The 24993-nt window shown below is 71.1% G+C and carries 24 protein-coding genes and 1 pseudogene; 5 read left to right on the top strand and 20 right to left on the bottom strand.

Going from position 1 to position 24993, the window contains the following annotated elements:
- Positions 1 to 166 precede the first annotated feature (166 nt).
- Positions 167 to 841: a class I SAM-dependent methyltransferase gene (locus R2S09_RS22190; protein WP_316742798.1), complete on the top strand. Its 675-nt coding sequence runs from the start codon at positions 167 to 169 to the stop codon at positions 839 to 841.
- 36 nt (positions 842 to 877) lie between these two features.
- Here R2S09_RS22190 and R2S09_RS22185 read toward each other — a convergent pair whose 3' ends face one another.
- Complete coding sequence (locus R2S09_RS22185) at positions 878 to 2848, bottom strand: AMP-binding protein (RefSeq protein ID WP_316742796.1); 1971 nt, start codon at positions 2846 to 2848, stop codon at positions 878 to 880.
- Between the two features lie 597 nt (positions 2849 to 3445).
- Here R2S09_RS22185 and R2S09_RS22180 point away from each other — a divergent pair.
- Positions 3446 to 3652, top strand: a pseudogene (locus R2S09_RS22180) (short chain dehydrogenase); the annotation flags it as partial.
- Entirely contained in the window at positions 3652 to 4488 is an 837-nt protein-coding gene (locus R2S09_RS22175; RefSeq protein WP_316742862.1) for a MaoC/PaaZ C-terminal domain-containing protein, read from the top strand. The pseudogene R2S09_RS22180 and the gene R2S09_RS22175, both read left to right, overlap by 1 nt.
- On the opposite strand, the gene R2S09_RS22170 is transcribed toward R2S09_RS22175, so the two are convergent.
- The 8 genes from R2S09_RS22170 to R2S09_RS22135 all read right to left on the bottom strand — a co-directional run bounded on the left by R2S09_RS22170 (position 4476) and on the right by R2S09_RS22135 (position 11574).
- Complete coding sequence (locus R2S09_RS22170; protein ID WP_306190029.1) at positions 4476 to 5141, bottom strand: TetR/AcrR family transcriptional regulator; 666 nt, start codon at positions 5139 to 5141, stop codon at positions 4476 to 4478. The genes R2S09_RS22175 and R2S09_RS22170 overlap by 13 nt on opposite strands.
- A 72-nt stretch (positions 5142 to 5213) precedes the next feature.
- Positions 5214 to 5513, bottom strand: coding sequence for a DUF4229 domain-containing protein (locus tag R2S09_RS22165; protein WP_306190030.1), 300 nt, complete (start codon positions 5511 to 5513; stop codon positions 5214 to 5216).
- Positions 5514 to 6065: 552 nt separating this feature from the next.
- Positions 6066 to 6740: a UdgX family uracil-DNA binding protein gene (locus tag R2S09_RS22160; protein ID WP_306190031.1), complete on the bottom strand. Its 675-nt coding sequence runs from the start codon at positions 6738 to 6740 to the stop codon at positions 6066 to 6068.
- A 51-nt stretch (positions 6741 to 6791) separates the two neighbouring features.
- Entirely contained in the window at positions 6792 to 7955 is a 1164-nt protein-coding gene (gene mqnE / locus R2S09_RS22155; protein WP_306190032.1) for an aminofutalosine synthase MqnE, read from the bottom strand.
- 38 nt (positions 7956 to 7993) lie between these two features.
- Positions 7994 to 8449, bottom strand: a complete 456-nt coding sequence (locus tag R2S09_RS22150; RefSeq protein WP_030174273.1) for an Lrp/AsnC family transcriptional regulator — start codon at positions 8447 to 8449, stop codon at positions 7994 to 7996.
- Between the two features lie 65 nt (positions 8450 to 8514).
- A complete protein-coding gene (locus R2S09_RS22145) occupies positions 8515 to 9189 on the bottom strand; it encodes a UbiX family flavin prenyltransferase (RefSeq protein WP_306190033.1) in 675 nt (224 codons plus the stop codon).
- A gap of 28 nt (positions 9190 to 9217) precedes the next feature.
- Positions 9218 to 10120, bottom strand: coding sequence for a menaquinone biosynthesis prenyltransferase MqnP (gene mqnP, locus R2S09_RS22140; RefSeq protein ID WP_306190034.1), 903 nt, complete (start codon positions 10118 to 10120; stop codon positions 9218 to 9220).
- Entirely contained in the window at positions 10117 to 11574 is a 1458-nt protein-coding gene (locus tag R2S09_RS22135) for a menaquinone biosynthesis decarboxylase (protein WP_306190035.1), read from the bottom strand. The genes mqnP and R2S09_RS22135 overlap by 4 nt, the downstream gene beginning before the upstream one ends.
- Positions 11575 to 11671: 97 nt before the next feature.
- Between R2S09_RS22135 and R2S09_RS22130 the strand changes: the two genes are divergently transcribed.
- Entirely contained in the window at positions 11672 to 12649 is a 978-nt protein-coding gene (locus tag R2S09_RS22130; RefSeq protein ID WP_306190036.1) for an isopenicillin N synthase family oxygenase, read from the top strand.
- Between the two features lie 25 nt (positions 12650 to 12674).
- Here the strand turns inward: R2S09_RS22130 and R2S09_RS22125 are convergent, their stop codons facing one another.
- The 8 genes from R2S09_RS22125 to hemL all read right to left on the bottom strand — a co-directional run bounded on the left by R2S09_RS22125 (position 12675) and on the right by hemL (position 21093).
- The gene (locus tag R2S09_RS22125; RefSeq protein WP_306190037.1) at positions 12675 to 13073 is read right to left on the bottom strand and encodes an SRPBCC domain-containing protein; all 399 of its coding nucleotides are present in this window, start codon (positions 13071 to 13073) and stop codon (positions 12675 to 12677) included.
- Between the two features lie 64 nt (positions 13074 to 13137).
- On the bottom strand, positions 13138 to 14244 hold the full coding sequence (ccsB, locus tag R2S09_RS22120) for a c-type cytochrome biogenesis protein CcsB (protein ID WP_306190038.1): 1107 nt from the start codon (positions 14242 to 14244) through the stop codon (positions 13138 to 13140).
- On the bottom strand, positions 14241 to 16040 hold the full coding sequence (locus R2S09_RS22115) for a cytochrome c biogenesis protein ResB (protein WP_306190039.1): 1800 nt from the start codon (positions 16038 to 16040) through the stop codon (positions 14241 to 14243). Before R2S09_RS22115 ends, ccsB begins: the two co-directional genes overlap by 4 nt.
- 3 nt (positions 16041 to 16043) lie before the next feature.
- Positions 16044 to 16805, bottom strand: coding sequence for a cytochrome c biogenesis CcdA family protein (locus tag R2S09_RS22110; RefSeq protein ID WP_306190040.1), 762 nt, complete (start codon positions 16803 to 16805; stop codon positions 16044 to 16046).
- Between the two features lie 6 nt (positions 16806 to 16811).
- Positions 16812 to 17477 (bottom strand): TlpA disulfide reductase family protein, encoded by a 666-nt coding sequence (locus tag R2S09_RS22105; protein WP_316742788.1) that lies wholly within the window; start codon positions 17475 to 17477, stop codon positions 16812 to 16814.
- Positions 17478 to 17543: 66 nt separating this feature from the next.
- Complete coding sequence (locus R2S09_RS22100; protein ID WP_306190042.1) at positions 17544 to 18875, bottom strand: hypothetical protein; 1332 nt, start codon at positions 18873 to 18875, stop codon at positions 17544 to 17546.
- A 203-nt stretch (positions 18876 to 19078) separates the two neighbouring features.
- On the bottom strand, positions 19079 to 19780 hold the full coding sequence (locus R2S09_RS22095) for a histidine phosphatase family protein (RefSeq protein ID WP_316742785.1): 702 nt from the start codon (positions 19778 to 19780) through the stop codon (positions 19079 to 19081).
- Positions 19777 to 21093 (bottom strand): glutamate-1-semialdehyde 2,1-aminomutase, encoded by a 1317-nt coding sequence (gene hemL / locus R2S09_RS22090; protein WP_306190044.1) that lies wholly within the window; start codon positions 21091 to 21093, stop codon positions 19777 to 19779. Before hemL ends, R2S09_RS22095 begins: the two co-directional genes overlap by 4 nt.
- Positions 21094 to 21699: 606 nt before the next feature.
- Between hemL and R2S09_RS22085 the strand changes: the two genes are divergently transcribed.
- The gene (locus tag R2S09_RS22085) at positions 21700 to 22137 is read left to right on the top strand and encodes a hypothetical protein (protein WP_010353923.1); all 438 of its coding nucleotides are present in this window, start codon (positions 21700 to 21702) and stop codon (positions 22135 to 22137) included.
- A 117-nt stretch (positions 22138 to 22254) separates the two neighbouring features.
- Here R2S09_RS22085 and R2S09_RS22080 read toward each other — a convergent pair whose 3' ends face one another.
- From R2S09_RS22080 to R2S09_RS22070, 3 genes are all read right to left on the bottom strand, one after another.
- Complete coding sequence (locus R2S09_RS22080) at positions 22255 to 22614, bottom strand: hypothetical protein (protein WP_306190046.1); 360 nt, start codon at positions 22612 to 22614, stop codon at positions 22255 to 22257.
- A gap of 104 nt (positions 22615 to 22718) precedes the next feature.
- Entirely contained in the window at positions 22719 to 23729 is a 1011-nt protein-coding gene (locus R2S09_RS22075) for a helix-turn-helix domain-containing protein (RefSeq protein ID WP_316742781.1), read from the bottom strand.
- Positions 23730 to 24016: 287 nt separating this feature from the next.
- A complete protein-coding gene (locus R2S09_RS22070; RefSeq protein WP_316742779.1) occupies positions 24017 to 24940 on the bottom strand; it encodes an EamA family transporter in 924 nt (307 codons plus the stop codon).
- Positions 24941 to 24993: the final 53 nt, after the last annotated feature.

The following is a 24993-nucleotide window of genomic DNA, read 5'->3' as shown; positions in this document are numbered from 1 at the left end:
TTCCTTCCTTCCCTCCTGCCCGCCGGGCGACCGGCCTTCCCGCCGGTCCACCGGTCTCGCCTCGTCCGACGGTCTTCCCTCGTCCGACGGTCTTCCCTCGTCCGACGGACTTCCCTTGTCCGCCGGTCTCCCCTCGTTGTCAGTGGGCACCCCTACAGTCCCGGCCATGACGACGAACCCGACGGACTTCCTCACCCCCACCCGCACCTTCTACGACGCCATCGCCGAGGACTACGCCGAGCTCTTCCGCGAGCCACTCGCGGCCAGGCCCCTGGACCGCGCGGTGCTCACGGCCTTCGCCGAGCTCGTGGGGGACGGCGGCGAGGTGGCCGACCTCGGGTGCGGGCCCGGGCGGGTCACGGCGCACCTGGCCGCGCTGGGGACGGACGTGTTCGGCCTGGACCTGTCGGCGTCCATGCTGGCCGTCGCCCGCCGGGAGAACCCGGGGCTGCGGTTCGAGCAGGGCTCGATGCTGGACTTGGACGTCCCGGACGGCGCCCTCGCCGGCGTCGTCTCCTGGTACTCCTCGATCCACACGCCCGTGGACCGGCTGCCGTCCCTCTTCACGGAGTTCCGCCGCGTCCTCGCGCCCGGCGGACATCTGCTGGTCGCCTTCCAGGCCGGCGACGAGCCGCTCCGCCTGGAACGCCCCTTCGGCCACCCGGTCTCGCTGGACTTCGAGCGACGGCGGCCGGAGCGGATCGGCGACCTGCTGACCGCGGCCGGTTTCACACCGCACTCCCGGATGGTGCGGGAGCCGGACGAGGCGCTCGGGGAGTCGGCCCCGCAGGCGTTCCTGATCGCCCGCAAGCCTCCCCTCCCGGCACCGCACGAGGCGTGAACTCGAGCAGCCGTCCGCCGCCGGCGCACCCCCGGCTCACGCCTCGTACAGACGCTCCACATCCCGTGCGAAATCGCGCAGGATCGCCTCCCGCCGCAGCTTCATCGACGGAGTCAGATGGCCCGCCGCCTCGGTGAAGTCCACGGGCAGCACGGCGAAGCGGCGGATCGACTCGGGGCGGGAGACCAGCTTGTTGGCCTCGTCCACGGCCCGTTGCAGGACGGCGGCCAGATCAGGGTCGTCGGTCAGCAGTTCCGGCGGCACCGGGTGCTTGCCGTTCATCCGGCGCCAGTGGGTGATGCCGTCCGGGTCCAGGGTGATCAGCGCGGAGACGTAGGGGCGGCCGTCGCCGAGGACCATGCACTGAGAGATCAGCGGATGCGAACGGAGCCAGTTCTCCAGGGGGGCCGGGGCCACGTTCTTGCCGCCCGCCGTGATCAGGATCTCCTTCTTCCTGCCCGTGATCGTCAGATACCCCTCGTCGTCCAGGCGGCCGATGTCACCCGTCGGGAACCAGCCGTCGTGCGTCGCCGGGACCACCCCGCCCGCGTTCGGATCCCAGTACCCGCGGAACACCTGGCCGCCGCTCAGCAGCACCTCGCCGTCCGCGGCGATCCGCACCCTGGTGCCCGGCAGCGGCCAGCCGACCGTCCCCAGGCGGGGCCGGTGCGGGGGCGTCACCGTGGCCGCGCCCGTGGTCTCCGTCAGGCCGTATCCCTCGTAGACCTCGATGCCCGCCCCGGCGTAGAAGGCCGCCAGGCGGCGGCCCAGCGGGGAACCGCCGCAGATGACATGCCGCAGCCGGCCGCCGAGGGCGCCGCGTATCCGGCGGTAGACGAGCGGGTCGTAGAAGGCGCGTGCCGTCTTCAGGGCGCGGCTCGGTCCGGGGCCCGTGCCGTGCCGGCGCTCCTCCACCGCCTCGCCGTAGCGGCGGGCCACTCCGGCGGCGCGGTCGAAGGAGGACGCCCGGCCGCCGCTTTCGGCCGTGGCCCGGGCGTTGTTGTAGATCTTCTCCAGCATGTACGGGATGGCCAGCAGGAACGTCGGCCGGAAGCTCGCCAGGTCGGCCAGCAGGTCCTCGGCCGCGAGGCTCGGCGCATGGCCCAGCCGTACCCCGGCGCGGACGCAGGCGACCGCCACCATGCGGCCGAAGACGTGCGAGAGGGGGAGGAAGAGAAGCGTCGCGGGCTCCTCCGCCGTCCTGCTCCTGAAGACCGGGTAGAGGAGTTCGATCGCGTTGTCGACCTCGGCCAGGAAGTTGCGGTGGGTCAGCGCGCAGCCCTTCGGGCGGCCCGTCGTGCCCGAGGTGTAGACGAGGGTCGCCAGTGTGTCGGGGCCGAGCATCCCCCGGCGCACGTCCACCTCCTGGTCCGGGACGGCCGTGCCCGCCTCCGCCAGGCGGTCGACGTGTCCCTGGTCGACGACCCAGATGTGGCGCAGGTCCAGCAGCCGGTCGCGCTCCGGGCCGAGCGCCGCCGCCTGCCCGGCCGTCTCGGTCACCAGGGCGACCGCGCCGGAGTCCTGGAGGATCCAGCGGGTCTGGAAGAGGGAGGAGGTGGGGTAGACGGGGACGGTGACCAGGCCCGCGGCCCAGGCCGCGAAGTCCAGCAGTGTCCACTCGTACCTGGTGCGGGCCATGACCGCGATCCGGTCGCCCGGCATCAGGCCCTCCGCGATCAGACCCTTCGCCACCGCCCGCACCTCGTCGGCGAACTGGTGTGCCGTCAGATGCGTCCAGCCGCCGCTCGCGGCCCGCCGGCTCAGGACGCGGCGGGCGGGCTCCGCGGTCGCGTTCTCGAACGGCAGGTCGGCCAGCGAGCCGTGCGTCACCTGAGCCACCAGCGGCGGTACGTACGCCTCCCGCACCTCGCCGTCCAGCCGCCGGGTCTCCGGCGCGACGAACACCGGGCCGCCGTCGGGGTCGTAGTCGTAACCTTCGCGCTCCGGTGCGGACGGCGGCACGGCGGAACCGGAGGCCGACGGGGACGACGAGTACGAGATGGGCATGGCAGCTCCTGGGGCCGGCGGCGACTACCGCTCTGCTGCATGGGGGTACGCGCGATGCGAACCGAGTCGTTCACCGGTGGTGCGTGCGCGGCTGTGCGGGCCTTGGGTGTTACCGCCGGTTGCAAGCGGGATCGTACGGCGCGCTCGTGGGGAGTCCGTGCGGGTTCGGGGCGGGTCGGGAGGTGGTCCGGGAACGGGGCTGTGCAAGCTTCGATTTCAAGGAGCGGGGTCCGGAGGTCGCGCAAGGGGGGCTCATCTCGACCGGCTCCTCACCCGTGCCATAGGCTTACCTTCGGTAACCTTACTCCAGAGTAAGGACTTCGGACTTCAGACGCGCGGGAGTTGCACATGGCCGACCGCCACCTGAGCCTCACCGGCACGGCACCCGGCCGTTTCCGCACCCGGCGCCCGGGCCTGCCCCAGCAGGCCGGGCTGCGCCGCCGGCCGCCCGAACGGCCCGCCCCGGACGGCTCGCTCCCGCACCTGCCCGCCGGGACGTCCACTCTCGATCTCGCCCCCGTCCTCGCCCGCACAGGCCTCAACCCGGGCGGGAACGCCCCCGCCGCGATCGCCCTCGACGCCACCGGGATCCGGGACGCCGACGCGCCCGGGTTCATCGAGACGAGGATGACCGCCGCGATCCCGCTGCTCCTCCGCGAGGCGGGCCGCCGCATGAACTCCCTGGCCCAGGGCGGCCTGCCCGTCGACGCCGCCGAGACGACCGCCTGGCTCGCCCATCCTGCCTCCGGCGCGGTCAACGGCCAGGTCGTCCGCGTCTGCGGGCAGAGCCTGCTGGGGGCGTGATGCGTCTCGTCCTCACCGGGGCTCCTTCCCTTCCGCCTCTCCTCCTGCGCGGGGCCCTGCTGTCACCCTTCAAACGGCCCGGCCCCGACGCCCAGTTCCCGCGCGTGCGGCTCGTCCTGACGGGGCTGCGCCCCGACCGCGCCCGGCTGGCGGCGTACGAGCGGGTGTGCGGGTTCCCCGCCGGGGGCGACGCGCTGCCGGTGACGTATCCGCACGTGCTCGGCTTCCCGCTCGCCATGCGGCTGATGAGCGGGAGGAACTTCCCGCTGCCGCTGCTCGGCCTCGTCCACACGTCGCTGGAGATCACGCGGCACAGGGCGCTGACGGCCACCGGTGAGTACGAACTCACCGTGTGCGTCGACGCTCTGGCGCCGCACCGGCGGGGCACGGAGGCCGTCGTCGTGACGGAGCTCCGGGCCGGCGGGGACGTCGTATGGGAGTCGAGGAGCCGGTATCTGGCCCGGCACCGCACGCGGCACGGGGCCGCCGAGCCGCCCAGAGAGACGCGGAAGCCGCTGCCCGCCGTCGCCGAGTGGCGCCTGGCCGGCGATCTCGGCCGGCGGTACGGCGCCGCGTCCGGCGACCGCAACCCGATTCACCTCCACCCGCTCACCGCCCGGCTGTTCGGCTTCCCCCGCGCGATCGCGCACGGCATGTGGACCGTGGCCCGCTGTCTCGCCGCGCACGGCACGCCCGCGTCCTGCGTCGTACGCGCCGAGTTCCGGGCGCCGGTGCTGCTGCCGGGGGCGGTGACGTACGCGGCGGAGGGCGGGCGCTTCGAGCTGCGGGGCCGGGGGGAACGGGTGCATGTGGCCGGGGATGTCTACCCCGTCTGAGCCACGGACTGCTCCCCGGGCGGCGACCAGACCCGGCCCTCCATGAGATTGCCCAGGCCCGCCCAGGCGAAGTTCATCAAAGTGGCCGCGGCCTGACGGGCGGTGACACCCGGGATGGTGTTCGCCCACGCGGCGAGGGACTCGGCGGCGCCGACCAGGGCCTCGGCCAGCCCGGCGACGTCGTGCTCGGGCAGATCGGGGTCGCCGTGGGCGTGCCGGGCCGTGACGGCGATCAGCTGGGTGACGAAAGCGACGATCTCCGCGCGCATCGCGGCCACCTCGGACGCGAACGGCTCACCGTGCGTGCGCGCCTGGAGGTGCAGCACCGCCCAGCCGTCCGGGTACCGCGCGGTGTGCGTGAAGAACGCCCGCAGCCCCTCCCAGAGCTGCAGGTCGGCGGGCGCATCGGCGCGTACCCCGGCGCGCACGGCCTCGGTGAGCGCGGTGGCCTCGCGCCGTATGCAGGCGCTGAAGAGTTCTTCCTTGGAGTTCAGATACAGGTAGACCAACGGCTTGGAGACGCCCGCGAGTTCGGCGATCTCGTCCATGGACGCGGCCATGTAGCCGCGCCGCCCGAAGGTCCGTACGGCGGCGTCGAGCATCTGCTGTTCGCGAACGGCCCGCGGCATCCGCTTGGTCTTCACGGCACCCATGGGCGCAAGCCTACGGTTCGCGATGCCGCCCGCAGGGCCCCTGAGCGGCCACGCGCGGCCGCTCCGGCCGGATCAGGACGTCTGGGACCGGGCCCGCGCCTGATCGTCGGCCAGGTCCTCCGCCCCGGCGCTGGCCTGCATGTTCTCCTTCATCCGGTCCACCCGCCGGGCGACCTGCGCCGACGCCCGGTCCCGCTCCTTGCGCAGGGCGACGAAGCTGATCGGGGCCGAAACCACCAGGGCGAGCAGGGCGATCCACAGGCCGTTGGAGCTGCCGAGGCCGCGCGGGGCGATGCCGAAGTGGACGAGGCCCCAGACGACCACGAGGCAGCCCACGAAGAGCCCGAGGCGCATCAGTGTGTAGCGGAGCATCTCAATCCACTCTTCCGTATCCATGGGGGGAGGTCCAAAGGCCCACGGTCCAGTGAAGCACGCTCGTCACCGGATCTTTCACGGGGGTGCCAAAGCGGGCAAACCCTCAGGTCAACGGCAGAAGCATGATCACGTCGTCGGCTTGGCCTGGGCCGTTCGGGCTACGGTGATCATGCGATCTGGGACGCCGGGTGCGGTGCCGGCGTGCGGGGCCCCGCTCCACCAGAGAGATGGTTCGGGGCTTCCCCGTCGCCTCTGGCCGTGCCCATATGGCCAGGTCGTGAGGGAACCGGCCTCCCTGGATCGGACCGTGCACAGGATCCGTGTCGCTGCCCCGGGGTCGAGTACGCCGGGGACCTGGGGGTACCTCCCACGCCGTTCAGGCAGTGGGGGAGCGCCCAAGACCGTTCGGGGCGTGCGGCTGAGCATGACTCACTCCTGCCCAGTCTTCAGGAACGGTGCACCATCACCGTGTAGATCTACAGCCAGTGGGTCATCAGCCGGTAGGTATTGAAGGTCTGGAAGGCCGTGGCGGCGACGCACTGGTAGCCATTACCCCAGTGCTCTCGCCGCCACTTTCAGGTCCGCGACCAGCCCCCCGTACGCCGCCTTCCGGTCCTCGTCGTCCTGCGCCCGCAGCACCGACGACGGATGCACGGTCGGCACCAGCCGCTCGGGCCGCCCGTGGATCTCCCGCTCCAGGACCGTGCCGCGCACCTCGCCCACCCGGAACGACGAACCGAGCAGCGCCTTCCCGGCCGTCGCCCCGAGCACCACGATCAGCTCGGGCTCCACGACCGCCAGCTCGGCGGCGAGCCACGGCCCGCACGCCGTCATCTCCCGCAGGCTCGGCGCCTTGTGGATCCGGCGCTTGCGTGGCTCGGCCTGCGTGAACTTGAAGTGCTTGACGGCGTTGGTGACGTAGGTCTCGTCGGGGTCGATGCCCGCCTCGGCCAGCGCCCGGTCCAGCAGCCGGCCCGCGGGCCCGACGAACGGCTTGCCCTGCCGGTCCTCCTGGTCCCCCGGCTGCTCGCCGACCAGCATGACCCGGGCGTCCGTGTTCCCGGCGCCGAACACCGTCTGCGTGGCGTTCAGGTGCAGCGGGCAGCCCCGGCACTCGGCGGCGGCCCGGCGCAGCGCCGGCAGCCCGCCGCGCTCCGGTACGAAGGGCTCGGCGGTGTACGCCTCCTCGGGCGCCCCGGCGGCAGCTGACGTACGTGGACTCACGCCCGCCGGGTACCGCGCCCCGATGGGCTCACACCCGCGCGGGCGACGGGCTCACACCCGCATGGGCTGCGGCGACTCGCGGCGCGCCGGGTCCGGGCCGTCGAACTCCCGGATGATCTCGTAGCGCGTGTTGCGCTCCACCGGACGGAAGCCCGCGTCGCGGATCAGCTCCAGCAGGTCCTCACGGGTCAGCTTGTTCGGGGTGCCGAAGTCGTCCGCGTCGTGCGTGATCTTGTACTCGACGACCGAGCCGTCCATGTCGTCCGCGCCGTGCTGGAGCGCGAGCTGGGCGGTCTGCACGCCGTGCATCACCCAGAACACCTTCACATGCGGAACGTTGTCGAACAGCAGCCGGGAGACGGCGAACGTCTTCAGCGCCTCCGCACCGGTCGCCATCGTCGTGCGGGCCTGGAGCCGGTTGCGGACCTTGCCGTCCTTCATGTCGACGAAGTCGTGCTGGTAGCGCAGCGGGATGAAGACCTGGAAGCCGCCGGTCTCGTCCTGGAGTTCACGCAGCCGCAGCACGTGGTCGACGCGGTGGCGGGGCTCCTCGATATGGCCGTAGAGCATGGTGCACGGGGTCTTCAGGCCCTTCTCGTGCGCCAGGCGGTGGATACGGGACCAGTCCTCCCAGTGGGTGCGGTGGTCCACGATGTGCTGCCGGACCTCCCAGTCGAAGATCTCTGCGCCGCCGCCGGTCAGCGACTCCAGGCCGGCGTCGATCAGCTCGTCGAGGATCTCGGAGGCGGACAGCCCGGAGATGGTCTCGAAGTGGTGGATCTCGGTGGCCGTGAACGCCTTCAGCGACACGTCCGGCAGGGCCGCCTTCAGCTCGCGCAGGGAGCGCGGGTAGTAGCGCCAGGGCAGGTTGGGGTGCAGGCCGTTGACGATGTGCAGTTCGGTGAGGTTCTCCGACTCCATCGCCTTGGCGAGCTTCACCGCCTCCTCGATGCGCATCGTGTACGCGTCCTTCTCACCCGGCTTGCGCTGGAAGGAGCAGTACGCGCAGGACGCGGTGCACACGTTGGTCATGTTGAGGTGCCGGTTGACGTTGAAGTGCACCACGTCGCCGTTCATACGGGTGCGCACCTCGTGCGCCAGGCCGCCGAGCCAGGCCAGGTCGTCCGACTCGTACAGTGCGATGCCGTCCTCACGGGTCAGCCGCTCACCGGAGCGGACCTTCTCCTCCAGCTCGCGCTTGAGCCCGACGTCCATGCCAACACCTTTCTCCGACAGCTCGGCCAACCCTATGCCTACACCTCCTCCGGCAGCTCCCCGACCCGGTTCTCCCACTTCGTGGACAGCACGATGGTGGTACGGGTCCGGGAGACGCCCTTGGTGCCGGACAGCCGCCGGATGATCTTCTCCAGACCGTCGACGTCCGTGGCGCGCACCTTGAGCATGTAGGAGTCGTCGCCCGCGATGAACCAGCAGTCCTCGATCTCGGGCAGGTCCTTCAGCCGCTGCGCCACGTCCTCGTGGTCGGCGGCGTCCGAGAGCGAGATGCCGATCAGGGCGGTGACGCCGAGACCGAGCGAGGCGGCGTCCACGGTGGCGCGGTAGCCGGTGATGACACCGGCCGCCTCCAGCCGGTTGATGCGGTCGGTGACGCTCGGTCCCGACAGCCCGACGAGGCGCCCCAGCTCCGCGTAGGAGGCCCGGCCGTTCTCTCTCAGGGCCTGGATGAGCTGCCTGTCCACCGCGTCCATGCGATCGAGCCTTCCGCTGAAGAGTTCTCTGAAGTGATAAGGGCTGGGTGGGTGCCGGCTGCCGCTCAGGCGGGGCCGGTGGCGCCGCCGAGTTCGCCCTTCCACCGCCGGTAGAGGGTGTGCGCGACTCCCACCGCGTCGAGCACACGTCCGGCGACGAAGTCCACCAGGTCCTGGATGTGCGTCGCCCCCGCGTAGAAGGCCGGAGAGGCGGGCAGTACGGTGGCGCCCGCGTCGTCCAGTGCGACCAGGTGCCGCAGCGTCGGTCCGTTCAACGGGGTCTCCCGAACGGCCACGACCAGCGGCCGGCGCTCCTTGAGGGTGACGCTCGCCGCCCGCTGCAGCAGATCCTTCGACAGCCCGAGGGCGACCCCGGCGACACAGGCGGTGGAGGCCGGCACGATGAGCATGCCCTTCATGGGGTACGACCCCGAGGACGGCCCCGCGGCCAGGTCCCCGGCGTTCCAGTACCGCACACGCTCGACGTCGGCGTCGAAGGCGTCCGGCTTGCCGTCGGCCCCGCGCGCCAGCCATTCCCGCAGGTCGTCCCGCCAGTGGGCGTCCCGGAAGGAGATGCCGGTCTCGTCGAGCAGCGTGAGCCGCGAGGCCCGGCTGACCACCAGGTCGACACTCTCCCCGGCGTCGAGCAACGCCCGCAGCACAGCGGCCGCGTACGGCGTACCGGACGCTCCGGACACCCCCACGATCCAAGGCGTGCGCTGCGTTTCTCCTGCGTTCACGTCTTGAGCGTACCGGGATGCCGGGTACTCAGACCGACAGGCCCCGCACCAGCAGGTCCAGCAGCGCGCACACGAACAGGGCGATCCCGATGAACCCGTTGACGCTGAAGAACGCCCTGTTCAGGCGGGACAGGTCGTGTGGGCGGACGATCGTGTGCTCGTAGACGAAGGCGGCGGCCACGACGACCAGGCCCAGCCAGAAGAAGGTGCCCGCGCCGGTGACGACCGCGTACCAGACGAGCAGCGCGGTGGTGACGGTGTGGCAGGCCCTGGCTCCCCAGATGGCGGCCGGGATGCCGAAGCGGGCCGGGACCGACCGCACGCCGATCTCACGGTCGGTCTCGACGTCCTGGCAGGCGTAGATCAGGTCGAAGCCGCCGATCCAGATGCCGACGGCCAGGCCCAGGACCACCGCCTTCCAGTTCCACTCGCCGCTGATCGCCAGCCAGCCGCCGATCGGGCCCATCGCCTGGGCCAGGCCCAGGATGGCCTGCGGGAAGTCGGTGAACCGCTTGCCGTAGGGGTAGACCACCATCGGGATCACCGCGATGGGGGCGAGGGCCAGGCAGAGCGGGTTGAGCAGGGCCGCGGCGGCCAGGAAAACCACGACGGCGATCAGGGCGCCCGTCCAGGCGTGCCGGACGGACATCGTGCCGGTCACCAGTTCGCGGTGCGCGGTCCGGGGGTTGCGGGCGTCGATCTCCCGGTCGATGATCCGGTTGACCGCCATGGCGAAGGTGCGCAGACCCACCATGCAGACGGTGACCAGCAGCAGCCGCCCCCAGTGGATGTTCCTGTCCCACGCGTACATCGCCGTCAGCGAGGCGATGTACGCGAAGGGCAGCGCGAACACCGAGTGCTCGATCATCACCAGGCGCAGGAACGCCTTGGTGCGTCCCGGCTGCGGAAGTGCCGCGGAGGCGCTGCTCACAGGCCGTACTCCTTCCAGCGGCGGTCCACCAGGGCCGCCGTATCGGGGTCCGACAGGACCATGTCCGGCCACCCGCCGTCACGCGTGTAGCCCTCCTCGGGCCATTTCCTCGTCGCGTCGATGCCCGCCTTGCCTCCCCAGAACTGCTGATAGGAGGCGTGGTCGAGGTGGTCGACGGGGCCCTCGACGACCGTGAGGTCGCGGGCGTAGTCCGTGTTGCCCAGGGCCCGCCAGGCGACCTCGTGCAGATCGTGCACGTCGCAGTCGGCGTCGACGACCACGATCAGCTTGGTCAGCGACATCATGTGCGCCCCCCAGATCGCGTGCATCACCTTCTGCGCGTGCTTGGGGTACTTCTTGTCGATCGAGACGATCGCACAGTTGTGGAAGCCGCCCGCCTCGGGCAGGTGGTAGTCCACGATGTCCGGCACGATGATCTTCAGCAGGGGCAGGAAGAAGCGCTCCGTGGCCCGGCCCAGCGGGCCGTCCTCCGTCGGAGGGCGGCCGACCACGATCGACTGGAGCAGCGGGCGCCTGCGCATCGTCACGCAGTCGATGGTCAGCGCCGGGAACGGCTCCTGCGGGGTGTAGAAGCCCGTGTGGTCGCCGAACGGCCCCTCAGGCAGCATCTCGCCGGGCTCCAGCCACCCCTCCAGCACGACCTCCGCCTGCGCCGGCACCTGCAACGGCACCGTCCGGCAGTCGACCATCTCGATCCGCCTGCCCGCGAGGAACCCGGCGAACAGGTACTCGTCGATGTCCCCGGGCAGCGGGGCCGTGGAGGCGTACGTCACGGCGGGCGGGCACCCGAAGGCGATGGCCACCGGCAGCCGCTCGCCCCTCCTGGCCGCCACCTGGTAGTGGTTGCGGCTGTCCTTGTGGATCTGCCAGTGCATGCCGATGGTGCGCTTGTCGTGGCGCTGGAGGCGGTACAGCCCGAGGTTGCGGACGCCGCTCTCGGGGTCCTTGGTGTGGGTGAGCCCCAGGTTGAAGAAGGACCCGCCGTCCTTCGGCCAGGTGAACAGCGCCGGCAGCCGGTCGAGGTCCACCTCGTCGCCGCGCAGCACGACCTCCTGCACGGGCGCGTTGTCGCTCTTCACCTTCTTCGGCGGTACGTGCGTCATCGCGCCGAGCTTGCCGAACGCCTCGCGCACACCCACGAACCCGTGCGGCAGCTCGGGCTTGAGCAGCCCGCCGATCCTGTCGCTGATCTCGCCGTACGACTTCAGACCGAGCGCCTTCAGCAGCCGCCGGTCGGTGCCGTAGACGTTCATGGCCAGCGGCATGGCCGAGCCCTTCACGTTCTCGAAGAGCAGCGCGGGACCGCCGGACTTCTGGACCCGGTCGACGATCTCACCGACCTCCAGGTACGGGTCGACCTCGGCCTTGATGCGCTTGAGGTCGCCCTCGCGCTCCAGCGCCCTGAGCAGGGAGCGAAGATCGTCGTAAGCCATGCGTCCCAGTATCTTCCACGCGCCACCGCGGTCCCGCCACCGGGGGTTGCCGTCAGGGCCCGTTGCCGCGGAGGCCCGGCGCCCGCACAGTAGGGGCATGGACCAGGCACCGGCATGCGCGCCCGTCCCCACCGTCGATCTGCGCCCCTGGCTCTCCGGTGACGCCGGGGACCGGCACAGGGTCGCGCGTACCGTCGACGAGGCGTTGCGGAGCGCCGGGTTCCTGCTGGTCGGCGGGCACGGGGTGGATGCGGGGCTGCGGGCGCGGATCCGGGCGGCGGCGCGGGCGTTCTTCACACTGCCGGTCTCCGTCAAGGAGCGCTACGCGGCGAAGGTCGGCGGGCGCGGCTGGCTGGGGCCGGGGGCCGAGGCCAACGGGTACGCGGAGGGCACCTGGACCCCGCCGGACCTGAAGGAGTCGCTGACGTTCGCGACACGGGAGCCGTTCGGCGACCCGGCCGTGGACGCCGAGTGGTACGTGCCGAACGTATGGCCCGCCGAGGTGCCCGGACTGCGCCCGCTGTGCGAGGAGTACCTGGACCGGATGGCGGAGCTGGAGCACCACCTGCTGTCGCTGCTGGGCGCGGCCCTCGGGCTCGAAGCGGACTTCTTCACCCGGCACATGGCGCGTCCGACGTACGGGTTCAACATCAACTGGTATCCGGGGACGGACGTCGTGGGCGCGCCCGCGCCCGGGCAGTTCCGGATCGGGCCGCACACCGACTTCGGGACGGTGACGATCCTGGACCGGCAGGCCGGCAAGGGCGGGCTTCAGGTGTTCACCGACGAGGGCGGCTGGCAGGACGCGCCCCACGACCCGGAGGCCTTCACCGTGAACATCGGTGACCTGATGGCCCGGTGGACCGGCGACCGCTGGCGCTCGGGGCGGCACCGGGTGCTGCCGCCGCCCGCGGACGCCCCGGCCGAGGAGCTGATGTCGCTGGTGTACTTCGGCGAGTGCACACCGGGCACCCGGGTGGAGTCGGTGCCGGCGCCGGTGGGGCGGGTGGCGTACGAGCCCGTCGACTCGCACGTCTATCTGCGGGAGAAACTGGACGCGATCGCGGTGGACTGAGGGCGGGCCGCGAGCGGCCGGCCGTCTAGACCGCCAGCTGTTCGATCAGCCGCTCGAAGCGGGTGCGCCAGCCCGCCTCCGAGTCCTGCTCGCCCTGGAACTCGTGGGTGAAGCGCAGGACGCACGCCTGGTCGCCGTCCCGTTCCAGGTGGAAGCGGAGGCGGCCGCCGTCCTCCATCGTGTACTCGGCGATCCGGTCCACGTCCCAGGCGGTGACCCGGCCGCTGCCCAGGCCCCGCAGGGTGACCGCGCCGCCGAGCCGGGGCTGGAGTTCGTCGGCGGCGGTGAACCATCCCGCGAGCCCCTCGGCGGTGGCAAACGCCGGCCAGACCTTCCCCATGGGCCGGGGAAGCCGCACCACGAAATGCAGCAGGTGCGTGTTCCCGTGGGTCTGGCTGGTGCCCTGTTCGATGGATCCGGTCATGGCACCAGCCTGACTCCATACGGATGACGGCGCACGTGTGCCGTCGGTCCCGGAGGCCGGGGGGTCAGACGCCCGCGTACGAGTGCTTGCCGCTCACGAAGATGTTCACGCCGTAGTAGTTGAACAGCCAGCAGCCGAACGCGATCAGCGCGATGTACGCCGCCTTGCGGCCCTTCCAGCCGGCCGTCGAGCGGGCGTGCAGGTAGCAGGCGTAGGCGACCCAGGTGATGAACGCCCAGGTCTCCTTCGGGTCCCAGCCCCAGTAGCGGCCCCAGGCGGACTCCGCCCAGATGGAGCCCGCGATGATCGTGAACGTCCACAGCGGGAAGACGGCCGCGTTGATGCGGTAGGCGAACTTGTCCAGGGACGCCGAGGCGGGCAGCCGCTCCAGCACGGAGGTCGCGAAGGAGCCGGGCTTGCCGCCGCCCGCCAGCTTGTTCTCGTAGGAGTCCTTGAACAGGTACAGCAGCGTGGAGACCGCGCCGACGTAGAGGACCGCGCCGCAGAAGATCGCGGTGGAGACATGGATGTACAGCCAGTACGAGTGCAGGGCCGGGACCAGCTGGTCACTCGCCGTGTACAGGACGGTGACCGCGAGGCCCAGGTCGAGCAGGACCGTGGTGGTCAGGAACAGGCCGAGCCAGCGCACGTTCTTCTTCAGCGCGAGCAGACCGAGGTACACCCCGACCGCGACCGTGGAGAAGGTGATGTTGAACTCGTACATGTTGCCCCACGGCGCCCGCTCCACGGAGGCCGCGCGGGCGACGACGCCGCACAGCTCCACCAGGAAGGCGAGCACGGTGAGGGACACGGCGATCCGGCCGTACAGGTCGCCCTGCTCGTCGCCGCCGTGCGCGCCGGGACCGTCGGGCACGTCACGGGAGCCGGCCGAGGACCGTACGACCACCTTGGGCCGCTCCAGCACGGCGGTGCCCCCGGCGGACTTCACCGTCACCGCCGGGCCCCGGGCCGTGGCGGCGGCCTCGCCCTTGGCGGTCAGCGCGGCGGCCGTACGGGCCACCTTGCTGCGGCTGCCGAAGAGCCATTCGGCGATGTACGCGAAGAAGGCCAGGGTGTAGACGGCCATCGAGGAGTAGATCAGCGTGTTGCTGATGTGCGCGAGATTTTCGTTGGTCGCCGTGGCGAGCTCGGTTGCGGCGGCGAGAGTCATTTCTTCTCAGCCCCTTCGGCGGGTACGGGGGTGTCGGCGTCCGGCTCCCGGTCGGGGTCGGCGTCGGTCTGTGTCGGTGCCTTGTCGTGAACGAGGGCGGCCAGGTCGCCGATCTCCTCGGGGAGCTTCGCGGACTCGCTGCGGCCCAGGCCCGCCACCTCGACGACCGTCGCGCCGTCGGCGCCCCGCACCGCGCGGACCCAGACGCGGCGGCGCTGGATGAACAGCGAGCCGGCCAGGCCGGCGATGGCGGCGACGGCGCCGGTCAGCGCCCAGCCGTTGCCGGGCTGCTGGACGATCTGGAAGCCGGCCCACTCCTTGATGTCCTTGTCGAAGGTGATGGACCCGGCGCCGTTCGGCAGCTTCATCGTCTCGCCGGGCAGCAGTCGGCCCTTGAGGATGTTGCCCTTGGCGTCCTTGAAGGGCTTCAGGTTCGGGTTCTTGGTGTCCAGCTGGTAGACGTTCTGCGGGACGCCCGCGTCCACGCCCAGGTCGCCGTGGTAGGCCCCCAGCGCGAGGACCGGGAAGTCCGGGCCGGGGAACTGGGAGAACATCGAGCCCTGGCCGGCGCCCGCGAAGGTGGGCACGAAGAACGCGGCGAAGCCGAGCTGTTCGCTCTTGCCCTGCGGGTCGGTGTAGCCGTCCATGACCTTGACCGCGCCCTGCGAGGTCTCGTTGGAGTCCAGCGGCAGCAGCGGCACGGCCTGGTGGTAGACGACGTCGCCCTTGCCGTCGCGGACGGTGACGGTGGGAGCGTAGCCGTGGCTGACCAGGTAGACCTTGGCGTCGCCGATCTCCAGCGGGTGGTTGACCTTGATGACGTCGTGCCGGGCCTTGCCGTCGGCGCCCACGCTGTAATCGATCGCGGCCTGGAAGGTGCGCGCGGTGCCCCTGTTGGGGCCGTTGCGCTCGTAGGTGGCGGTGAAGTTCTTCAGGTTGAAGCTGAACGGCACCAGGTCGTCGTCGTTGAAGAGGTTGCCCGACTTGAAGTCGTCGTACTGGGTGAGGGTGTTGGTGAAGCCGTCGCCCTCGACGATCAGCTTGTTGCCCTCGGTCTTGAACAGCTGGCCCCAGGCGAAGGCGATCAGCATCACGATCAGCGCGATGTGGAAGACCAGGTTGCCGGCCTCGCGCAGATAGCCCTTCTCGGCGGCGACCGCGTCACCTTCGGTGTGTGCGCGGAAGCGCCGCTGCCTGAGGACCGTCAGCGCGGCCTCGCGGACCTCCTCGGGCGTGGCGGCGGTGCGCCAGGTGGCGTACGCGGGCAGCCGGGTCAGCCGCCTCGGCGCACCCGGCGGGCGGCTGCGCAGCTGGCCGGTGAACTGCCAGGTGCGCGGGACGATGCAGCCGATGAGCGAGACGAACAGCAGGATGTAGATCGCGGAGAACCACACCGAGCTGTAGACGTGGAACAGGCCGAGCTTGTCGTAGATCGGCGCGAGCGTCTTGTGTGCCTGCCTGAAGGACTCGACCTTCAGCGCGTCGCTGCCGTTCTGCGGGATCAGCGAGCCCGGGATGGCGCCCAGGGAGAGCAGGAACAGCAGCAGCAGCGCGACCCGCATGGAGGTCAGCTGCCGCCAGAACCAGCGCACCCAGCCGGTGATCTCCCGCCCGGTCCAGGCGAGCCGGCCGGCCAGGCCGGGGGCGCGGTTGCCGCCGAAGGAGCCGGGGACCGTGGTCTCCGTGGGCGCGGTGGACAGTTGTGAGCCGGCCGCGCCCAGGTCGTCCTCGGCGGCCCCGGGGTGCCCGGCGGCGGGGGTCTCGTCGGCGGTGGTGCCGGTGGTCGTCTTGCTCATGGATCAGATCCCCACAGTGAAGCCGGTGGACCAGGTCTGCATCTCCTGCACCAGCCGGTCCCAGGCGCCGGTGAGCAGCAGCGCACCGGTCACGATCATCATCGTCCCGCCGATGCGCATCACCCAGACATAGTGGCGCTTGACCCAGCCGAAGGCGCCGAGGGCCTTGCGGAAGGCGACCGCCGTCAGCACGAACGGGATGCCGAGCCCGGCGCAGTAGGCGACGGTCAGCACGGCACCGCGTCCGGCGCTGGCCTGGTTGGAGGAGAGGGCCACGACGGAGGCGAGGGTCGGGCCGATGCACGGGGTCCAGCCGACCCCGAACAGCGCGCCGAGCAAGGGCGCGCCCACCAGCCCGGCGGCCGGGCGCTTGTGCAGGCGGAACTCACGCTGGGTCAGCCAGGGCAGCATCCCCATGAAGAACAGGCCCATGAGGATCATGAGCACGCCCAGTACCTTGGACAGGGTGCCCTTGTAGTCCTGGAGGGTCTGCCCGAAGAACCCGAACAGCGCGCCGCCGGAGACGAACACGACGGTGAAGCCGAGGACGAAGAGGGAGGCGCCGGTGGCCATCCGTCCGCGCCGGGCCTCGGCCAGGTCGGTGCCGGTGACGCCCGTCACGTAGGACAGGTAACCGGGGACGAGCGGCAGGACGCACGGGGAGAAGAAGGAGACGAGCCCGCCGAGCACGGCGATGGGCAGCGCGAGCAGCAGAGCTCCGCTGAACACCGTCCGGTTGGGGTCAGTGGCTGCGGCCAGTAGCACGGCGGCTCACTTCTCCGCGACGACCGGGTCGAGCATCTTGCGCAGCTTCTCCTCGCTGAGCGCCTGAAGGGCGCGGGCCGCGATGTTCCCGTCCCGGTCGACGACGATCGTGGTCGGGATGAGCTGCGGGTTCAGCGTGCCCTTCTTGAAGCGGAGCATGAGCTTGCCGCTCGGGTCGTACAGGCTCGGGAACGGCACCCCGTAGCGCTTCTCGAAGGCGAGGGCCGGCTGGGTGCTGGTGTCACGGGTGTTGATGCCGACGAACTGCACACCCTTGCCGGCGGTGTCCTTGGCGACCTTCACCAGGTTGGGTGCCTCGGCCCGGCAGGGTGCGCACCAGGAGCCCCAGACGTTGAGGACGACGACCTTGCCCTTGTAGGAGGCGATGTCGAGCTGCTTGCCGTCGATGGTCCGGCCGGACAGATCGGGCGCGGGCTTGCGGTCGCCCTTCTTCACGGTCGCGATGCCGTCGGAGCCGGTGATGAAGTTGGTGTTGCCGGAGCCGCCGGAGGTGCCCCCGGAACCGCACGCGGACAGGGCGAGTGCCAGGGCGGCGGCCCCGGCCGCGAGGAGGGTGGTGCGCCCGCGGACGCGGGTCGTGCGCGTGCGGTGCGGTGCGGACGTGCGGTTCGCCCGGTTCGAGCACTGGGGGGCGCGGCTGACGACACTCATGTGAAAAGTTTCGCATGCCTGTTCCGGGGATCTTGCGCGCCCCCCTCGCGGGCGGAAAACCGCATTTCAGGCAGCGTTCGCAGTGCCCTTCGCAGCCCCGGAGGCACCGGACGTCGTGGAGGTCCCGGTGGCCTTCAGGAACTCCTTCCAGCCGCCGGCCGGCCGCTGCCCGACCTCCAGGGTGCGCAGCTTGGCGAGCACCTCCGGCTTCTGTACGTCCATCCAGTCGACGAACTGCCGGAAGGAGACCAGGCGGACGTCCGCGCCCTTCTCCTTCTCGCGCGCGATGTGCTTGAAGGCCTCTTCGACGGAGTCCATGTAGATCCCGCCGTTCCACTGCTCGAAGTGGTTGCCTATGAAGAGGGGAGCCCGATTCGTCTCGTATGCCCGCTGGAAGCCCTGGATGTAGGACTGCGCGGACTGCCGGCGCCAGCCGGGGTAGTTGGAGGGCGGGGCCTTGGTGGAGTTCACCGACTGGTTGGCGAGCATGTTGTAGTCCATGGAGAGGACCTCGAACCTGCGACCGGGGAAGGGGATCTGCTGCAACGGCAGGTCCCAGATCCCGAGCCGCTTGACCGGCCACACCTGACGGCCGCCGGGCGAGGAGGCGTCGTAGCGCCAGCCGAGCTCACGGGCGGTGGGCAGCAGGTTGTCCTGGCCGAGCAGGCAGGGGGTGCGGCCGCCGACGAGCTCCTTGTCGTAGTCGAAGGGCAGGGAGGGCAGGTCGTGCCAGCCCGTGTTGGTCCGCCACTGCTTGACGAAGGACTTGGCCTGCTCGATCTCGCTCTTCCACTGCTGTGGGGTCCACCACTTGACCGAGCCGTGGGTCTCGCCGCAGAAGTGCCCGTTGAAGTGGGTGCCGATCTCGTGGCCCTCCAGCCAGGCGCGGCGGACGTTGGCGAGGGTGGCCTTGATGTGGTCGTCGTTCAGATAGCCGATGGCGGAGGCGCCGCGCGGATTGTTCGGCGGGTCGTACATCCGCTTCTTGCTCTCCGGCAGCAGATACAGCCCGGAGAGGAAGAAGGTCATATGGGCGTCGTGCTGCTTGGCGAGGTCCAGGAAACGCGGGAACAGGCCGTTGCCGACCTCGCCCGCCCCGTCCCAGGAGAAGATGACGAACTGCGGCGGGGTCTGACCCGGCTCCAGCGGCTCGGGCCTGGCGGGCTGGTGGGGCTGCTTGCCGGTGAACGACGTCGAGCCGTCACCGATCGGACGGGCCGGGGCCTCCGTGCCCTTGCCCCCGGGGCCCTTGCCCCCGTGCGAACCCGTGCCCGACCCGGAACCGCCGGCATGACCCGAGCCGTCCGAGGACTTGAGGCTGCCGCAGCCGGCCAGTCCGGCGGCAGCCGCGGTGCCCGCGCCGAGGCCGAGTATTCCCCTCCGGGAGAAGGTGCGCATGAGTTCCCCGATCCGTCACGTCCTCTGATGTGGTCACCCACTCAGAGGGCGTGACGGACGCGATGGTTGCGCGGGAGCGATATGAATTTCACAACAAATAGCGGGAAATTGTCCGTATGTGACGGAACCCTTACCGCGCGCTTACACTCCGTGCACTTCCCTCCGGCTCGCCGGGGCTTCCGGCTCGCCGGGGTCTCCGGACCTCAAGCCCCGAAGGCCTTCCCCTGCCCCTTCACCGGCTTGGCGCCCGCGAGGAGATGAGCGGGCACCAGGTCGCGGGCGGGCTCGGTGTAGCCCACGGAGACGATCCGGTCGCCCTGGTACGTGAACGTCGTCAGCGAGGCCAGCGTGCACTGCCGCTTGCGCGGGTCGTGCCACAGCCGCCGCCGCTCGACGTAGGAGCGCACGATCCAGATCGGCAGCTGGTGGCTGACGACCACCGCCTCATGGCCGCGCGCGGCGTCCTTGGCCGCGTTCAGCGCGCCCATCATCCGCACGACCTGGTCGACGTACGGCTCCCCCCAGGACGGCTTGAACGGGTTGAGCACGTGCTTCCAGTTCGCCGGCCGGCGCAGCGCGCCGTCGCCGACCCCGAAGGTCTTGCCCTGGAAGACGTTCGCCGCCTCGATCAGCCGTTCGTCGGTGGCGAGGTCGAGCCCGTGCGCCTTGGCGATCGGCGTGGCCGTCTCCTGCGCCCGCTCCAGCGGGGAGGCGACGACGTACGTCACATCGCGGGGGGCGAGGTGCTCGGCGACCCGCTCGGCCATCTGCCGCCCGAGGTCGGAGAGGTGGTAGCCGGGCAGCCGCCCGTACAGGATCCCGGTCGGGTTCTCCACCTCGCCGTGGCGCATGAGGTGGACGACGGTGACGTCGTCCTTGCCGTTCTTCTCCGGCGCGTCGCTCATGCCGTCGCCTCCGCCGCCGCCCGGGCCGCCGCCGGAAGGGCGTCGGCGATCCGCTGCAGGGCCTGCTCGTCGTGCGCGGTGGAGACGAACCAGGACTCGAAGGACGAGGGCGGCAGGTAGACGCCGTTCGCCAGCATCGCGTGGAAGAAGGCGGTGAAGCGGTACGACTCCTGCGCCTTGGCGTCCTCGTAGTCGCGCACCGGGCGGTCGGTGAAGAACACCGAGAACATGTTGGAGGCGTTCTGCAGGGTGTGCGCCACGCCCTCCTTGGTCAGCGCCTCGCACACCATGGCCTGGATCTGCTGCGAGACGGCGTTCACCTTGGCGTACGCGGCCTCGTCGAGCAGGCGCAGCTGGGCGAGGCCGGCGGCGGTGGCGACCGGGTTCCCCGACAGGGTGCCGGCCTGGTAGACGGGCCCGGCGGGCGCGAGGTGCGCCATGACGTCGGCACGCCCGCCGAAGGCGGCGGCGGGGAATCCGCCGCCCATCACCTTGCCGAAGGTCATCAGGTCGGGCTCGACCCCGTCGACGCCGTACCAGCCGGCGCGGCTGGTGCGGAACCCGGTCATGACCTCGTCGGAGATGTACAGCGCGCCGTTCTCCCGGCACAGGTCCTTCAGCCCCTGGTTGAACCCGGGCAGCGGCGGGACGACGCCCATGTTGCCGGGCGAGGCCTCGGTGATCACACAGGCGATCTCGCCCGGGTGGGCGGCGAAGGCCGCGCGCACCGCGTCGAGGTCGTTGTACGGCAGCACGATCGTGTCGCCGGCCTGGGCGCCGGTGACGCCCGGCGTGTCGGGCAGCGCGAAGGTGGCGACCCCGGACCCGGCCGCGGCGAGGAGGGAGTCGACGTGCCCGTGGTAGCACCCGGCGAACTTGATCACCTTGGTCCGCTGTGTGAACCCGCGGGCCAGCCGGATCGCGGACATGGTGGCCTCGGTCCCGCTGGAGACGAGCCTGACCTGCTCCAGCGGTGCGACCCTGCCCACCATCTCCTCGGCGAGCGCGACCTCGCCCTCACCGGGCGTGCCGAAGGACGTACCGCGCGCGACCGCCTCCTGCACGGCGGCGATCACCTCGGGCCGTCCGTGCCCGAGGATCATCGGCCCCCAGGAGCAGACGAGGTCGACGTACTCCCGCCCGTCGGCGTCCTTCAGATACGGCCCGCTGCCGGACACCATGAACCGGGGCGTACCGCCCACGGCGCGGAAGGCACGCACCGGCGAGTTCACGCCGCCGGGCGTGACGGCCGCCGCACGATCGAACAGCGCCTGCGAGACGGGGGCTTCGTATGGATATGGCAGTTCGCTCATGACCTGCGGCTTCTCCGATTTCTCGGGTTTCTCGGCTTTCACGGGGTTTCACACGGGGTTTCGTGGAATCCGGTGGGCAGTGACCTGTTCAGGGTAGGCCAGCGGGGGCGGAGTGCCGGGCCGCGGTGGTGCCGGCCGACACACCGGAACGGAGCCCGCGGAAGATCCACGCGCCCGAAGAAGCGGATTCGCCCGCGCCCATCTGAGAAACTGGGCTCCTCGTACGTATGGACAGGGCGAAGGCCGTGTCGAGGGCCGCGAGGATCCTCGAAGCTCCCGCGGGCGGATGTTTTCGCGCACGTTTCGGCGTGCGGCCGTGGGGGAGGTCACTGACACGATGATCGGGTTGCGCGGCGGGGGCCACGCGTCCTAGAAAAGCAGTCGGGTGGAGATATGCATCGCGGTGGCGGACTGGGCGAGGGGACTGATGACCTGGGTCCTCGACGTGCCCGGCGGGGAAGGCACCGGCGCGCCGCGGAGCAGGCGGCCGAGGCACGTCAGGCACAGGGTGCACCGAGTGAGCCCGAGCGGCCGGACCGGCGGACGGACGACCGGACGGACCGGCGGGTCGACAGCCTTCGGGCGGGGAGCAGGAATGGTGGTCGGGTGGGGGTGACGTACAAGTACTTCGGCGCGCCGGACGGTGCGACCGCGGCCCGCGTCCCGATCTCGATGCGCCCCGAGGAACTCGGCGGCGACGAGCTCGGCATGAACGGCATGTTCACCAAGATCAAGCCGGAGACCATGGCCGCGATGGTGCTGACCGGCATCGAGGGCGTCCCCCTGCACAAGGTGCCGCCGCTCGAACTGGTCGTCCTGCACCCCGACTACGCCGTCGTCAAGCTCCCCATGACCGTCGTCGACCCCCTCCGCGACATCGGCGAGGAAGCGGTCGGCGCGGCCGCCTTCATCTGGTCCACGGTCCCCGACCGCGGCGGCCCGAGAGACGCGTTCAACGTGTACCAGTTGCTCCACGAATGGCAGGACTTCTCGCACCGGCTGCACGAGGCAGGACATCAGCCGTATTGCTTGGTGTGGCCCTGAGCGGTTGACACGGCCGAGTCCCTCGGAGGGCGTCCGGCATGCCGAGCGGGCCGCCGATGGGAGTCGGCGGCCCGCGCGCGAGCCGGCCACGTCAGAAGGAGCCGGCGTCGTCGTACGTCAGCAGGGACGGACGTAGTAGGTGGAGTACGGGTACTTGACCGCGCCCTTGCTGTAGGCGCCGGGCGTCGTCTGGATGACGTGCCTGCCGCGGTCCTTGAACTTGGCCCTGGTGCCGTGGGTCTGGTGGTTGATGTAGGAGGTGGGGACCCAGCTGCCCAGGTAGAAGTCGTTGCAGGACCAGTAGTTCTTCCACGTCCAGTCCGACTTGCCGGCGTGGTGCATGTGCACGCAGATCGCCTTGTACGGACAGGAGTGGGCCGCCGCCGTCTGCGCCTGTGCGGGCGCCGCGGCGAACCCGGCCCCCAGGACCGCCGCCGCGGCCACTGCCGCACCCGCGACTCGCTGCTTGATTCCCATGCGGATGTCTCCCCCGGTGTCGAGTGTGCGTTGCCTGTGCCAACAGCTTGTTCCCGGCGGCCCGTTGGCGGCGACGGGTTTCGGGTGCGCCCGAAACACCCTGCTCAGCCGCATGACCCGCCGTGCAGCAGGGCCGTTCCCAGCGGGGTGAGGGTGTGCAGCACGGTGCCGCCGTCGCGCAGGCTCTCGGCGAGCTCCGCCTCGCGCAGCGCTCGCACGTGTTCGCTGGCCGTGGCCGGGGAGACGGCGAGCCGCCGGGCGATCTCCCCGGTCGTCGCCGTGTGCTCCAGCACCGCCAGCACCCGCGCCCGGGTGGGTCCCAGCAGCCGGGTCAGCGCGCCGACGCGCGACGCGCCCCGGGTGCCTTCGGGAAGCCGTGGCTCGCCGTGCCGGATCGGGTAGACGAGCACCGGCGGCAGCGCCGGATCGGCCAGTGCGATGGGGTTGCGCCAGCAGAAGAAGGAGGGGATGAGCAGCAGTCCGCGGCCCCCGAGGTGCAGGTCGTACTCGACCGGGTAGCGGCTGCGCAGCACCGGAGGGTCCCACACCGCGGCCGGCCGCAGCGAGTCCAGCAGGCCGTCGACACCGCCGTCACGCAGTGCCCTGGCGCGCAGGGCCCGGTCGGCGTCCACACCGGCGTCGACCCGGGTCCAGTCCGGCTCGATCGTCTCGTGGTACAGCGCCCGCATGATGTCCGCCGTCTCGGTGAGCGGCTCCCGGTCGCCGGCGGCCAACTCCCGCTGGAAGGCCGTGGGACGGTGCGCGCCGGCGGTGCGGACGGTGAGCATGACCTCCGTACGGACGCGGTCGCGAGGTGTCGCGCACAGCGCCTCCAGGCCCGCCTCCAGCCCCGCCGCGCCCTCCGGCGGGGTGAGGAAGTCCGGGAAGTAGGAGGCGAGGGGCGGCGCGACGGACAGCAGCAGACGCGTGGCGCGGACGAGTCCGCAGGCGGTCAGCGCGGCTCGGGCACGCTCGCGCCAGGCCAGGAAGCAGGGTGCGGGCCGGCCGCGCCCCGCCAGGCGGTGGGTGGCCATCAGCGTCTCCCACATGGGGTCGGGCGCGGTTGCCACCCGGGTGCGGGCAAGGTCGGCCTCGGTGAAGTGGATGTGCAGCATGGATCCCCCGTGGTGGTTCTCTGGGGCATCCAGCGCTCTCCGTCCCCCCGGACCGACGGTACCGGGCCCCGTCTCCCCGTTTTCGCGCGGTGCGAGCTGCACGGGTGGGTGGTCGGAAAGCGGTCAGGACATCGGTCACAGCGGTCGGTCCACCCGCGACACGTTCGCGAGAGCGAAGATGACGGAGCGGGGCGGGGGATGTCCACCCAACGGCGGTAAATTGTCCGAACAGGCCATGGATTCGCCTGAATTCATCCACGCACTCCGCGCATGCGTTCCGATGCTGGTCATTTGTTCGCAGTCGCCGCTTTCGGGGGGTTGAGCTGCGCGGCGAGCAGGGCCGCCAGGGCGAGCACGAAACCGGCGGTCTGCGACAGGCTCAGCGACTCGCCCAGCGCGATGCCGACCACGGTCGCGACCAATGGGGACAGCAGCACCAGCGGTGCGGACGCGCCGACCGGCAGCTTTCCGATGCCGCGGAACCAGAGCGTGTACGCGATCAGCCCGCCCATGCTGCCGAGCCACAGGTAGCCGCCGACCGCACCGGCGTCGATCCGCTGCGGCACCCCCTCGATCGCGAGGGTGAGCGGGAGCAGCAGCAGGCCGCCGGCCGTCAGTTGCCAGCCGGCCAGGGTGAGGGGACCGACCCCCTCGGGGCGGCCCCAGCGCTTGGTGAGGACGACGCCGCCGGCCATGGTGGCCGTACCGCCGAGGCCGGCGAGCACCCCGACGGCGTCCAGGTGGGCGGTGGGGCCGAGCACGACGAGTCCGACACCGGCCACACCGATCACACCCCAGATCCATCGCCAGGCCGTCGGCCGCTCGCGGAGCACCGCGATGGCCAGCCCGGCCACCAGCAGCGGCTGGGTGGCGCCGAGGGTCGCGGCGACCCCGCCGGGGAGCCGTTCCGCCGCCAGGAAGAGCAGCGGGAAGAAGGCGCCGATGTTGAGCACGCCGAGGACGACGGCCTTCCACCACCAGTCCCCGCGCGGGAGCACACGGGTGACCGCCAGGGCGAGCAGCCCGGCGGGCAGGGCGCGCATCAGCCCGGCGAACAGCGGATGCCCGGGCGGCAGCAGTTCGGTGGTCACGGCGTACGTGGTGCCCCAGGAGGCGGGGGCGAGGGCGGTCAGTGCGACGGTCCCCATCGCCGCCCGCGGGGCGTACGACGTCCGTATCGGGGCCGGTGATCGCTCGGTCAGGCCATGCATGTGAGGAAGTCTCGGCAAGAGGGCACCATGAATGCAAAGCATGCTTGTCATGG

The organism is Streptomyces sp. MK7, from assembly GCF_032658145.1.
Classification (GTDB): domain Bacteria; phylum Actinomycetota; class Actinomycetes; order Streptomycetales; family Streptomycetaceae; genus Streptomyces; species Streptomyces spiralis.
The sequence above is the reverse complement of the archived record's forward strand: the minus strand, read 5'-3'. Positions and strand labels throughout refer to the sequence as shown.